At 67.7% G+C, this 12,776-nt stretch carries 10 protein-coding genes and 1 riboswitch; of the genes, 4 read left to right on the forward strand and 6 right to left on the reverse strand.

The genetic code is table 11. From position 1 onward, the window contains the following. Position 1: 1 nt before the first annotated feature. Genes FVA74_RS02130 through FVA74_RS02140 form a run of 3 tightly spaced genes read right to left on the reverse strand, consistent with a single transcriptional unit; the run spans position 2 to position 7,544 of the window. Entirely contained in the window at positions 2-4,828 is a 4,827-nt protein-coding gene (locus tag FVA74_RS02130) for a PKD domain-containing protein (RefSeq protein WP_240792278.1), read from the reverse strand. Further along, positions 4,825-6,018: a glycosyltransferase gene (locus FVA74_RS02135; RefSeq protein ID WP_147720148.1), complete on the reverse strand. Its 1,194-nt coding sequence runs from the start codon at positions 6,016-6,018 to the stop codon at positions 4,825-4,827. The genes FVA74_RS02130 and FVA74_RS02135 overlap by 4 nt, the downstream gene beginning before the upstream one ends. Continuing rightward, positions 6,018-7,544, reverse strand: coding sequence for a sugar transferase (locus FVA74_RS02140; RefSeq protein WP_147720149.1), 1,527 nt, complete (start codon positions 7,542-7,544; stop codon positions 6,018-6,020). Before FVA74_RS02140 ends, FVA74_RS02135 begins: the two co-directional genes overlap by 1 nt. A 550-nt stretch (positions 7,545-8,094) precedes the next feature. On the opposite strand from FVA74_RS02140, the gene FVA74_RS02145 reads away from it, so the two are divergent. Beyond that, on the forward strand, positions 8,095-8,961 hold the full coding sequence (locus tag FVA74_RS02145; RefSeq protein WP_147720150.1) for a neutral zinc metallopeptidase: 867 nt from the start codon (positions 8,095-8,097) through the stop codon (positions 8,959-8,961). Positions 8,962-9,072: 111 nt separating this feature from the next. Here the strand turns inward: FVA74_RS02145 and trxA are convergent, their stop codons facing one another. The 3 genes from trxA to FVA74_RS02160 are packed head-to-tail and all read right to left on the reverse strand — an operon-like array spanning position 9,073 to position 10,853. Further along, positions 9,073-9,450, reverse strand: a complete 378-nt coding sequence (trxA, locus tag FVA74_RS02150; protein ID WP_147720151.1) for a thioredoxin — start codon at positions 9,448-9,450, stop codon at positions 9,073-9,075. Positions 9,451-9,486: 36 nt separating this feature from the next. Next, on the reverse strand, positions 9,487-10,302 hold the full coding sequence (locus tag FVA74_RS02155; protein WP_147720152.1) for a TspO/MBR family protein: 816 nt from the start codon (positions 10,300-10,302) through the stop codon (positions 9,487-9,489). Next, a complete protein-coding gene (locus FVA74_RS02160; protein WP_147720153.1) occupies positions 10,299-10,853 on the reverse strand; it encodes a DUF488 family protein in 555 nt (184 codons plus the stop codon). The genes FVA74_RS02155 and FVA74_RS02160 overlap by 4 nt, the downstream gene beginning before the upstream one ends. A gap of 255 nt (positions 10,854-11,108) precedes the next feature. Then, positions 11,109-11,186: riboswitch (cyclic di-GMP riboswitch) on the forward strand. Between the two features lie 16 nt (positions 11,187-11,202). Between FVA74_RS02160 and FVA74_RS02165 the strand changes: the two genes are divergently transcribed. The 3 genes from FVA74_RS02165 (at position 11,203) to FVA74_RS02175 (ending at position 12,768) form a co-directional block, all read left to right on the forward strand. Beyond that, positions 11,203-11,412, forward strand: a complete 210-nt coding sequence (locus tag FVA74_RS02165) for a Flp family type IVb pilin (RefSeq protein WP_147720154.1) — start codon at positions 11,203-11,205, stop codon at positions 11,410-11,412. Positions 11,413-11,476: 64 nt separating this feature from the next. Continuing rightward, positions 11,477-11,863 (forward strand): TadE/TadG family type IV pilus assembly protein, encoded by a 387-nt coding sequence (locus FVA74_RS02170; protein WP_147720155.1) that lies wholly within the window; start codon positions 11,477-11,479, stop codon positions 11,861-11,863. Continuing rightward, positions 11,860-12,768 carry a pilus assembly protein TadG-related protein gene (locus FVA74_RS02175; RefSeq protein WP_147720156.1) on the forward strand — a complete coding sequence of 303 codons (909 nt, stop codon included), beginning with the start codon at positions 11,860-11,862 and terminating at the stop codon, positions 12,766-12,768. Before FVA74_RS02170 ends, FVA74_RS02175 begins: the two co-directional genes overlap by 4 nt. The last annotated feature ends 8 nt before the right edge of the window (positions 12,769-12,776 follow it).

A 12,776-nucleotide genomic window follows, 5' to 3' on the forward strand; every position in this document is an offset into this window, starting at 1 on the left:
CTCACGTCACTTCACCCACAACGAGGTCGTCGAAACGCACGAGCGTTGGCCCGTTGGTCGCTGAAGCAGTCAGGTAGGACTCGAGGCCGAGTGGACCCGCAGCCTGGAGGGTGCCCGTGGTGCTTGTCGCGGTGAGCTCCCACGCGGAGGGCTCGGGTTGCCCGGTCTTCCACAGCGAAGCCCTGATCGTCGTCGGCGCTGTCCCGAACACCTGGAGGTGCACCTGGAGTTGTTCTCCCGGCGCATAGGTGAATCCGGGGAGGGTGCGAGTCTGCAAGACCGTGCCGCCCTCGACGAGCTGCAGGATGACCTGGCCGGTGGCGAGCAGCCGGATGCGCGCACGGTAGTCATTCTCGGCGGACTGCCGCCCGATCACAGAGACGTAGGCGCCTCCGCCGGTCAGCGCTCGATCGATCGAGAACGCGGCTCGCACGTCTGTCGATGTCGAACTCACGGCGGGGAGGGTGGCGCGGCGCGTACTGCCCGCCGGGGTCGCCATGACGCCGGCCCCGCCCTCGACCGAGTAGTTGGATGGCGCGCCGAGCAGCGTCCAGGCCCCACCGGGTTCGGCGCTGCCCCATCCGGCCGAGACGCTGCGTTCGAAGGCGTCCGCCGCGAGGTCCGCACCCTCCGGCGGGGGTGCTGAGACCGAGACGGGATGCGTGATGCTCGCGGTGGCTCCCTCGTTGTCCGTCACAGTGAGGGTCACGGTGTAGGTGCCCGCCGCGGCGTAGGGATGTGTCACAGTGGGCCCGGTGCCGCTCTGCCCGTCACCAAAGTTCCAGGTCCAGGTCGTGATCGTGCCGTCGCTGTCGGCGGAGCCCGTGCCGTCGAAGCTCGCGGTCAGCTCCGCCGTCGAGGTGCTGAAGGCCGCGACGGGCGCCACATTGCCCGGCGGCGGCGGCGCCGTCGTCGGGGTCACAAGCAGGTCATCGAAGCGCGTCGTGATCGGACCGTTGGTCGCGGAACCTGAGACGAAACTCTCGAGCGCGATGTTGCCCGCCGTCTGCAGTCCGGCCGTCGAGCTCGTCACGCTCGTCTGCCACGCGGCAGGTTCAGCTGCGGATGCTGGCCAGAGCTTCGCCTGGATCGTCGTCGGTGACGTGCCCGTCACCTGCAGGCGCAGGTTGTACGCGGCATCCGCCGTGTGGGTCAGGCCGGGCACGGTGAGCGACTGCAGCGTCGTGCCGCCCTGGGTGAGTTGCAGCAGCACGTCACCGCTTGCGAGCAGCCGCACACGTGCGCGGTAGTCGAGCGAGCCCACCTGTCGGCCGATCGCCGAGAGGTACTCACCGCCCCCCGTGAGTGCCTTGTCGGTCGAGAAGCGCAGCCGGAGGTCGACATCATCCGAGGTGGCGCCCGGGAGCGACGCCCGGAGCGTCTGGCCAGCGGCCACCGTCATCAGCCCGGCGCTGCCCGACACCGTGTAGCGAGACGCGGCACCGACTGTGCTCCACTCCCCGCCCAGATCGGCGGTGCCCCACCCGGAGGACGAAGTGCGCGTGAAGCTGTCGGCCGCGATGCCCACGGGCGGCTCCGGTGGCTCGGTCGCCTCGACCGTCTTACTCGTCGAGTTGCTCGCGCCGCCGTTATCGGTCACCGTGAGGGTCACGGTGTAGCTGCCCGCCTCTGCGTAACTGTGCGAAGCGGTTACTCCCGTGGCAGTGTTGCCGTCGCCGAAGTCCCACACGTATCCGGCGATCGTGCCATCGCTGTCGGAGGACGCCGAGGCATCGACGCTCACGTCGAGGTTCGACACGGCCTCGGTGAAGGCGGCCGCAGGAGCGGCGTTCGGCGGTGCTCCCGTCGTGCCAAGGGCGTATCGGGCAGCGACCGTGGGGCCGTCGAGGGTCGTCGAGTAGACGGCGACCTCGTCGAGGAGGCCCGAGAAGTAGGGGCTCGACGAACCCCAGGTGTTGTCGCCTCCGATCTTCCAGTGGCCCGTGTAGTCCTGCGCCTGGGTCTGCGGATGCGTGCCCACGAGTGCGCCGTCGATGTACAGCTGCATGCCCGCACTCGACTGCGTGGCGACCGCGTAGTGCCACGCACCGTCGTTGTAGGGGTTCGGCGTCGTGATGGTGTTGGCGGATCCCGTCCACGTGCCGAAGACGAGGTGGCCGTCATCCTGCATATAGAGGTGGCGGTCGTAGTTGCTCGACAGGCCGTTGCGCTGGTCACCGAAGCCGATGATCTTGCCGCCCGTTTCCGTTGAAGTCTGGAACCACGCTTCGAGGGAGTAGGTGCGGGGGTTAGCGAACGACTTGTTGCTGCCGATCACGGTGTTGCCCGTGAAGCCCACCGCCTCGTCGTCGCCGTCGGCGAGCGCGCCGGGCTGGCCGAGCGTCGCGCTGCCCGAGTACGTACCGGGGGTGTTCTGCATGCCCGAGTCGGCCGCCGTCGTTGCTGTGTCATCGGCGAGACGCCAGTAGAGCGTCGGATCGTCGTTGTAGACCGACTGGCCGTAGGCGTCGGCTGGGGCGGCGGGCAGGGGAGAGGCGTTCCCCGCCGCGACGAAGTGGCTCACGACCTGCTGTCGGGTGAGCACCGCGGGGTAGACCGCGACCTCATCGATGTCGCCGTTGAGGTAGTCGCTCGATGGGTCCGAGGGCCAGCCGCCGAGGTTGTCGCCGCCGACCCGCCACACTCCATTGAACTCCTGCCCACTCGTGACATCGTCACGAGTGGCAACGAGCATCCCGTCGATGTGCAGGCGCATGCCGTTGGCGCCCAGCGACGCCGTGATGTGGTGCCACTGCCCGTCATTGAACGACTGGCTCGAGTTGACCGTGCGAACTCCGCCCGGGTGCACCCCGAACCAGACACGGCCGGAGTTGTCCATGTAGATGTGCCGGTCATAGGAGCCCGAGTTGCCGGTGGCCCGGTCGCCGAAGCCGATGATCTTGCCGCCGCTGTTCGAGGTCGTCTTGACCCATGCTTCGAGGGTGAAGGTCGACGGTGCGGGCACGGCGGACTGCGTGCTGCCGAAGCCATTCGATGTGCCGCTCAGGTCGATCCCGGCGCTCTCGCTGATGATGCCTTCCGCACCCCTCGCGGCGCCCGCCGCAAGGGTCAGGTCCTGCGCGCCGGCGTGGTCATATGCGGTCGTGCCCGAGTCCTCATCGAGCGGCCAGTAGGAAAGCGGCGCGTCCTCCAGCACCGCCTGCGTGTAGTCGTTGCCGACGTCGTCCGTCGCGACATCCACCCAGATCGCAGCCCTGCTCGCCCAGTTGCCGAAGGGATCGTAGGAGTGCACTCGATAGAGGTGTCGCGCACCCGGGGTGAGGCCCTTGTCGGTGAAGGTCATGACGGGCCGGGTCCACTCGTTGGAGGGCTGCGTGACCGTGTGCACGACGGCGCCGTCTCGTGTCACCTCGTAGCGGATGTTCTCGTTGTCACGGTCGTGGGTCGCCTGCCACGAGACCCTCACCTCACCGGCCTTGAACGAGATCACGTTGGGGGTGAGCCCCACGTTGGACTGCGGGCCGACAGTGTTTGGTGCGACACTCGGCGCCGCGAAGCGCACGAGGCCCTGCTGGGCGACGCCGTTCACGGTCGTGAACTCGCCACCCTGCACGATGTAGTTGCCGCTGCCGGTGATGTGCCATGGTCCCTGGTTCTGGCCCGTAAAGGAACCAGCGTTGATGCTCGGGTACCAGTGCAGGAGGCTCGGTCGCGGGTGTCCCTCGAAGTTGAAGTAGCCGTGCGGGTCACGCGTGATGGTGCCCGTGGCGGCCTTCGTGGTCGCGATGGCTCGGTAGAAGGTCCAGGGCTCCGTCTGCGGGAAGCCGCCGATGTTGCCGCAGTAGTGCGCGTGGCCCACCGAGTAGACAACCTCACCAACGGGGTAGACCGAGTGCGTGTCGCCGTGGCAGTCGTTGAGCCAGACGATTTCACCCGTCGCAGGGTTCGCCGAGAAACTGCCCTCGAGGTTGCCGTCGTTGCGCCCCCACGCCCACGCGGTGCCGTACACCGCATCATCCGTCGCAGAGAGGCTCGTGAAGGCGGCGTTGGAGCCGGAGGCATAGATCGTGTTGTTGATGGCCCACGGCAGCACCGCACCAGTGATCGGATGCACGGCCGCAAGCCCGCGGATGGCGACGCCGCCGAGCGCGGCGAACTTGCCACCAACGACGACCTTGGAGCCGTCCTTCGTGAGCGTGATGGCATTGACCGCGCTTTCGGCGTTCGGGTTGAAGTCAAGCGTGGAACCATCGGCCGCGCTTACGGCCGCGATGCGGTTGCGGGGCACGCCGTTGACGGTCGTGAAGTTGCCGCCGACGTAGACGGTGGAATCGGTCGCGTGGACGGCTCGGCCCTGGCTGCCGAGGATCGGGCGCCACGACATGACGAGTGCGCCTGTCGCGGTGTCGAAGGCGGCGGCCCGGGAAAGGCCAGTGCCATTCACGTTGGTGAAGTCGCCGACCGCGTAGATGCGCGAGCCGTCTGGCGATGCCGTCAGCGCGAGCACCTGGCCGTTGAGTGTCGGGTTGAAGCCGCTGATGAGTGCGCCCGTCGTGAGGTTGTAGGCGAGCAGGTGCGTGCGTGGCACCTCGTTCGTGCCGGGGGCCGCCCCCGCCGGTCGCGCCGCCGTGAAGTCGCCGCCCACATAGACGGTGTTGCCGACGATGACCTGCGACCATGCGACCCCATTGATCTGAGTCGTCGGCAGGCCGTCAGCCGTGACCGTCGGCGAGACGGCGGGATCCGCCGGCGCCGAGTCGGCGAGGGCCGGACTTGCGTGCACGAGCACGCCCGCCGCCAGCACGAACGCGAGGGCCATCGCAACCACGCGAGACCTGGCGGCGGAGGAGCGGGGCATGGTGATCATGGCAACCTCGGGATCGAATGGGAGGGACGCGGTGCACGGAGCGGGGAAGAGGCGCGAATCGTGTAGCCGGAGGCGAGGCGAAGCCCCAGGTCTTCGTAGCCACGACTCACGGCGTCCCAGTTGTAGAGACGTTGGGCCCGTCGCTGAAGGCGCCGCCCGAGCGCCACGTGGCGTTCGGGCTCACTCTCAACGTCATCGAAATGGCGCGACAGTGCTGAGGCTGAACCGAAGTAGGCAGCCTCCTCACCGAGCACCTCCCGATTGAAATCGATGTCGTACGCGAGCACGGAAGTCCCACCTCCCATGGCGCGCAACAGCGACGGGTTGGTACCCCCGACCGAATGTCCATGGACATAGGCGAGGGCGTTTGCGTACAGCTCATCGAGCTGCAACTGGTCGTAGACGCCGCCGAGCAGCCGGATGCGAGCATCCGACTCCGCGACCTGGCGAATCCTCTGTGTGTACGCCGCCGCGTACGGGGCGCTACCCACGACCACGAGGGGCAGTGCCGCCGAACTCCGGTGGTAGGCATCGACGATGACGCCGACATGATTCTCGGGCTCGAAGCGGGCTACGACGAGGTGGTAGCGCTTGGGTTCCAGGCCGAGTGGGCGGATGCGGTCGTGCCCGGCATCGTCCTGCACCGTGGCCCCATAGGTGAGCAGCTCGGTCGGTGCGCCGAAGTTCGCGGCGTAGTAGTCGGCGATACCACGGGCATCCGCAATCAAGGCGTCGGCCCAAGCGACCGCGAGCCGCTCGACGAGCCGGTAGTAGCGGCGGCCGAGGCCGTTCCACTTGGCGCGCTTCCACTCCAGCCCATCGACGTGCACGGCGGTCGGGATGCCGAGTGCACGGAGCCAGGGCACGAAGGGCGCGTTCGCGGCATTGAAGACGAACGCGACATCCGGGCGTCGTCGGAAGGTCGCGTGGGCGACCGAGAGTGCGGTGTGGCTCAGCGTCTCGCCCACCTTGACCTTGACGGCGGGAAGGTGCACCAGGTTCATGCCGCGGTGACGCCGGAGCGAGGCATCCGCGTTCCTGCAGTAGACCGTGACCTCGTGTCCGGCCTCGACCAGTCGTGCGCCGATCTCCTCAACCGCCGTCTCGAAGCCGCCATACGCGGCGGGCACGCCCCGGGTGCCGATCATCGCGAAGGAAAGACGGGGCGGGGAGATGTGCGGTGCGTTCATCAGTAGGCCCCGACCGGGTGGCTCACCTGGCGGAGGGTGCGCCACATGATGACGATGTCGCCGACGAGCGACCAGTTCTCGACGTAATAGAGGTCGAGCTTGACGCTCTCCTCCCAGCTGAGGTCGGAGCGCCCGTTGATCTGCCACATGCCCGTGAGACCGGGGCGGATGTAGAGCCGCCTGTGCACGTGGTCCTCGTAGTTCTCGACCTCGCGTGGCAGGGGCGGGCGCGGGCCGACGACGCTCATGTCGCCGACGAGGATGTTCCAGAGCTGCGGGAGCTCGTCGAGGGAGTGGCGCCGCAGCATCCGGCCCACCCGCGTCACGCGCGGGTCGTTGCGCATCTTGAAGAGCACGCCCTTGCCCTCGTTGTGGTCGAGGAGCCCCGTGAGGTCATCGCTCGCGCTCGTCACCATCGTGCGGAACTTCCACATCGTGAACCGGCGGCCGTCGCGGCCCACGCGCTCCTGCGAGAAGAGCGCCGGCCCGGGACTATCGAGCCGCACGGCGAGGGCGATGACGGCGAAGACGGGGGCGAGCACGAGGAGCGCGACTCCCGAGACCGCGACATCGAACGCTCGCTTGAGCACGTGACGGCCGCCCTCGAACTGCGGGATCTCCACGTGGATGAGGGGCAGGCCCTCCATGGGGCGCAGGTGGATGCGGGGGCCCGCGACATTCGCGAGGTTCGTTGCGAGCACTAGGTCGGTGGCGGTGCCCTCGAGCTGCCAGGAGAGGTCACGGATGAAGTCGGGCCGACCGGGCGGCGGTCCGGCGACCACGACCGAGTCGGCGCCCAGTTCGGCCGCCGTAGCGGCCACAGAGTCGAGGTCGGTGCTCATGGGGAGCCCGCCGAGCTGCGCGGGGAGAGGTTCGGACCCGGAGGCGTCGACGACGGCGCCAACGACGGCGTATGCGGCAGTCGACGCCCGCTCGATCTGCTTCGCGACATAGGCCACATCACTTCGGCTGCCGACCACGAGGACCCTCGAGAGACAGTGCCCCTCACGTCCGCGACTGATGAGCCACTTGCGCCACGACCAGCGACCAAGCACGAGCGCGACGAGGCCCAGAGGGAAGGCGACGAGGAACGGCGGGGCGATCGGGCCGACGCCCGCGACAACGAATGTCATCGCAAGGAGTCCCATCACGAGAGTGCTCGCGCTCACAACCCGCTTGTATTCGGTGACTCCGACGCTCAGGACGCGGCAGTCACGCGTGCGGAAGATGCTGAGCACCGTGAACCACAGCAGGGCGATCCCAGCTGCGATCAGCCAGTTCGCCGCGATCTCGGCCGAGCTCCATGACGACTGGGCGCTCCAGGCGATGAAGGGCCCGCTGACCGCGAGGCAGATGATGAGCGTGTCGCTCAGGAGGAGGCGCTGTTGGTAGCGGCGTGCCCACGCGGGTCCTGATTCCGCTGTGGGTGCATTGGATGCGAAGGGCTCGACGAGTCGCAGCGCATTGCGTGGGTGGGCAGAGAGCTGTCGTCTCGGGGTTCCGAGGCTCACTCCTGAATGGGTCATCGGGAAGTCCTCCTGCAGGCATGGCAAGCACAGGTGGGGGCACCCGCGGGCAGAGGCGGGTACGACGATCAGGACGTCGTTGGCGCAGATCGCTACGGGGGCGCAGGGCACAGCGCAGCAACGCCGCAGGAACAACGGCGAACAGGCACTGTCAGCAGCGCGGCGCTGTGCGCGCCGGCGCTGTACGGGTGCAGCGGGGCTGCGACGGGGTTTCGCGTCACCGTGGGAAGCGACGCGATATTCGGGTCAAGCTGGGCGGTCGCCGTGCGGCCATCGCTGCGGGAACAACGATTGAGGGTCCGATGTCATGGTGCTGGCCGGCGACCGGCCCGACATCGGACTCCTGGGACTGCGGTTCTCCTCGGGGGAGGACGGGTAGTGCGTGGTTTGGGGCGGCGAGCGGGAACTGTGGCCCCCATTCACGTGCCCCCCGGAAAGGGGGAGTGAATGATTCGCTCACAGTAGCTCGGTCACCGACAGGTCCGTACCCCCCCTTTCGGGGGTGATATTTCAATGGGTGGGAATCGCTTGCGGGGGTACCGTCAGCCCTATGACCTTCAATGACAACGCGCGGAGTGGAGGGTCCCGGGCCAGCAAACGAGGGCGCGGCGCGGCGATCGCCGGTGGTGGTGGAATCGTCGGCCTGATCGCTGTCTTCCTGATCGCGCAGTTCACCGGGGTGGACGTCAGTGGCCTCCTCGGGCAGGGCCAGGCGTCGTCGGGTCCCGTGGGCGTCGTCGAGGACTGTGAGACGGGCGCGGATGCCAACGAGAGCACCGAGTGCCGCGCAGACTTCGCCGCGCAGTCGATCGAGGCCTACTGGGAGGACGAACTCGGCGAGGACTATCGCCCGCCGGGCTACGTCTTCTTCGAGGCCCAGACGAACACCGGATGCGGCGGCGCGACGAGTGCCGTCGGCCCGTTCTACTGTCCCGCCGACGAGACCGTGTACCTCGACCTGTCGTTCTACAACGAACTGCAGTCGACCTTCGGAGCCGAGGGTGGGCCCCTCGCCGAGATGTACGTCATCGCGCACGAGTGGGGTCACCACATCCAGAACGTCACCGGCACCATGGGGCAGATTCAGCGCGGTGACGCCGGACCGACATCCGATTCGGTGCGCCTCGAGCTGCAGGCGGACTGCTACGCGGGGGCGTGGGCGGGGGCTGCCGCGACTACGCAGGACGAGTACGGCACCGCGTTCCTCGAGCCGCTTACGCGCGAGCAGGTTGCGCAGGCCCTGGACGCGGCATCCGTCATTGGGGACGACCACATCCAGGAGACGATGCAGGGGCAGGTCACGCCGCACAACTGGACGCACGGCTCGAGCGAGCAGCGGCAGCGGTGGTTCACGAGCGGCTACGAGCGGGGCGCGAACGCGTGCGACACCTTCGCGGTGAGCGGCACCCAGCTCTGACCTCTTCCGCCTCAGGAGCTAACGCTCCCAACTCAGGAGTTCACTCTCCGAACTCAGGAGTTCACTCTCCCAACTCAGGAGTTCAAACTCGAGTTCCTGAATTAGGAAGGGTCAGGCGTTGCCTTCGGCCTCCTGCTGTGCGCGAACCTGCGCCCAGACGTGATCCATGTCGAGGCCCTTAACCGCGGTGATGACTTCCTCGAGCGCGGGAGCGGGCAGGGCACCCGGCTGCGAGAAGACGAGCACGCCGTCGCGGAATGCCATGAGCGTCGGGATCGACGTGATGTTGGCGGCACCCGCGAGCGCCTGCTCTGCCTCCGTGTCGACCTTGGCGAAGGTGACATCCGCGTGCTGCTCGCTCGCGCTCTCGTAGACGGGGGCGAACTGCTTGCAGGGGCCGCACCAGTCGGCCCAGAAGTCAACCAGCGTGATGCCGGGCTCCGTGACGGTCTTCTCAAAGTCTGCGGCCGTCAGATCGATGGTTGCCATGCTGTCCTCGTTTCGTTTCGTGGGCGTCGTTCGAGCCTAGGTGCTGAGCGGTTCGCGGCGAGCGGCGGTGGCGACGGAGCGCACGCGCGTGAGCGCCGTCACCGCGGCGACGGCCACGACCGCGACGATGGCAGCGATCGCTGTGGGCATGCTCTCGGGCTCGCCCGTGATGCGCTCGAAAGCGACCCATGCGAGACCCCAGCAGAGGGAGAGGGTGGGGGCCACACGTCCGCTCGAGCGAAGAGCGTAGCCGCAGCCGACCACGCCGGCCGCGAGCGCGAGCACGACGCCCCACGCGTCGGGTGAGAGGGGTCCTCCGTCGAAGCCCATGTCGGCGAGCCACGCCGCGATGTTGACGATCGTCGCGACGCTGACCCAACCGAGGTAGAGCCCGACCGTGCCATCCGTCACGACGGCGTCGACGGGTCCATCGGATGGGGTGTCGACGGCGATGAGGAAGGCGATCACGAGCACCACGAGGAGTGCGATGATCGCGACGACGCTGAGGAAGACGCTGCCCGCCTGCACGCTGAGGATCCAGGCCGCATTGAGCAGCATGCTTGCCGCGATGGGGTAGCCGAGTCGCCGATGGCGCGCCGCTTCACGCTGGCCGGGCAAACACTGCCAAACCGCGTATGCCGCCAGGCCGAGGTAGATGACCGACCAGATCGCGAAGGCCGGCCCTCCCGGGGCGATCGTGCTCGTGTCGGTCTGCAGGGCTCCGTCCGCGGCATCCGCTATCTGTGTTCCTCCTGCTGCGCCGGAACCGATGAAACCGCCGACGAGCGCGAGGAGCGCGCTCACCGCGACCGTGATCTGTCGTGCGAGATCTTTTCCCCTGGTGGCTGTCATGGCTCCACAGTCCCCGCATCGCCTGAGTGTTCGCTGGCCGGGTAGGTCACGGTCGTGCCGTCGACGACCGCGAACGACGTCAGCGTCTCTTCGCGGGCGTTGGCGGGGGTCATGATGTCGGCGACGCGGATGCTGCGGGCGAGGAGTGCGTCGCCCACGAGCGAGCGGTGGCACCGCCACGGTACGGCTTCCGCGCACATGATCGCGACGGTGTGTTCGTCGGTGAGCGCGAGGAGCTCCTCGAGGGCGGCTTCGAAGTCTCGAGTCTGCATGTAGTCGGCGTAACCGCGGAACGAGAGGTTGCGCCATGCGCCGTTCGGCGAGTTCGCGCGGGCCTTGCGGAGCCCCCCGAGGCCAGCGATTCGCGTGTAGCCCATGCCCTGCTCCGGCAGCGTCACTCGCATGGAGTCCTCCCAGTACTGCGGGTTACGGCGCGACTTGGGCACGGTGCGGATGTCTGCGACGAGCGTCACCCCGTGGGCGCGCACGAGTGCCACGAACTCTTCGAGGCTCCTGGTCGAATGGCCGACCGTGAAGACCGGGGTGGTCATGGCGCACAGGATGGCAGCGCTGGCTGAAAGCCGAGTGGGATCGTTGCAGACGGGGTTCGGGCGGCGGATGCCGCTATAGGCATATAGCCCGCGATGGCCCCCGCTTTGGTGGTGAAATGTCCCCCGCATGTGGGCGTTTCGGCCGACTGCCCCCCGAATTCGGGGTATATCGCGGCGCAGTTGTACCCCGTTTTTCTCTCAGAAAGGAAACGCCCCGGCCTAATCTTTGACTACTGCAGACATTGCAGACCCAGAGAACAGCAAAGGCAAACCCGGAGAGATTCGGGGACGCAAAGCCAACGGGGCCCGTCGGGGGTCGGCCGGGTTGCACCACCGATTGGAGTCTCACATGACCAAGTTCCTCATCACCCTGCAGGGCTTCGTGAACGACCGTCTCGGTCGCGAAGAGCGCGGCGCGAGCGCCGTCGAGTACGCGATCCTGATCGGCGTCATCGTTGTTGTTGTCGCTGCGGCGCTCTGGGCCTTCGGCGACCAGCTGTCCACCTTCTTCACGGGGATCCTTCCCGGCAGCGTGGGCAGCACCAAGCCCACCCCGTAGTCAGATCATGCGACGACCCGGCCGGCGTCGGCCGGGTCGTTCGCGTATTCCCCGGGAGGAATGCATGCGAGGGATGCGAGGCGATGAGCGCGGCGCGGTCGCGGTCGAGTTCGCGCTCGTGGTGCCGGTGCTCCTGATGGTGATCTTTGCGATCGTTGAGTTCGGGCTCATCTACAACGCGCAGATCCAGGTGACGGCGTCCGCGCGCGAGGGCGCCCGGGCGGCGGCGCTGGGTGCGCCGCTGGCCCAGGCGAAGTCGACGGCGGTCGCCGCTGCGCCGTCGCTCTCGCCCGCGCTCACCGCGGAGAACGTCTCCGTCTCGCCTGCGAGTTGTGCACCCGGCACCAACGTGACGGTCACGATCGTGAACTACCGGCTGAACTCGATCAGCGGGATGTTCACTGGGGGTATCGAGCTCAGCGGCAAGGCCGTCATGAGGTGCGGGGCATGAGCGGCTACGAGCGGTCCCTCGCGGCGTGGGCGCGGCGACGGCTAAGGGTGCTGCTCAACCTCCGGAGCGACGAGCGGGGTGCGACGGCCGTCATGGTCGCGATCCTCAGCGTGCTCATGCTGGGCATGCTCGGTTTCGTGGTCGACTACGGCGGCGTGGAGGCCAAGCGCAGCCAGTTGCAGGTCGCAGCGGATGCCGCGGCCCTCGCGATCGCGAACGACTGCAGTTCCGGCAACACGGCCCAGTGCCGCGCCAACGGCACGGGCCTCGCACTGGCCACCCAGAACGAGGCCAGCGCAGCGTCCGCGACGCTCGACACCACGTCGCGGCGGGTCACGGTGACCGCCGAGGGCTCCGTGAGCTTCTCGCTCATGCACACGCTTGGGCTCATCGGTGCCGACCTCGAGGCTGAGGCGACGGCGGCCTGGACCCCCTCCGTCACGAGTGCGGGAACCGTCTCTCGCGCCAACGTCTACCCGATCGCGCTCGAGGGCTGCCAGAAGCGCACCGAGCTGACGGTGCAACCGATCACCTACGGGCTCTCGAGCTCGTCCGTCTGCTACGGGAACGTCATTGCGTGGCCCAGGGAGGCCGTCTACATCGGCGGCCTGTTCAGTTGCGGCACGGAGAGGGTCACGATGGGTGAGCGCGTGCGTGCCGACATCCGCCTCTTCTCCTCCTGCAGCGTGCCCTCCTCGCCCGTCATCGTCGCCCTCTGGGACGACCCGAGCGGCATCCTGATCTTCAACAGCTACCGGGTCAGCGAGTTTGCCATCTTCGAAGTGACCCAGGTCAACAGCTCCCGCATCGTCGGCCGGTTCCTCCCGTGGAACCCCAACCACCCCGATATCGTCACATCTACCGGCGGCACGACAGTGCCCGGCTCCGCAAGACTGATTGGTTGATCACAGCA

This window comes from Salinibacterium sp. dk2585 (assembly GCF_008001035.1).
GTDB lineage: Bacteria > Actinomycetota > Actinomycetes > Actinomycetales > Microbacteriaceae > Homoserinimonas.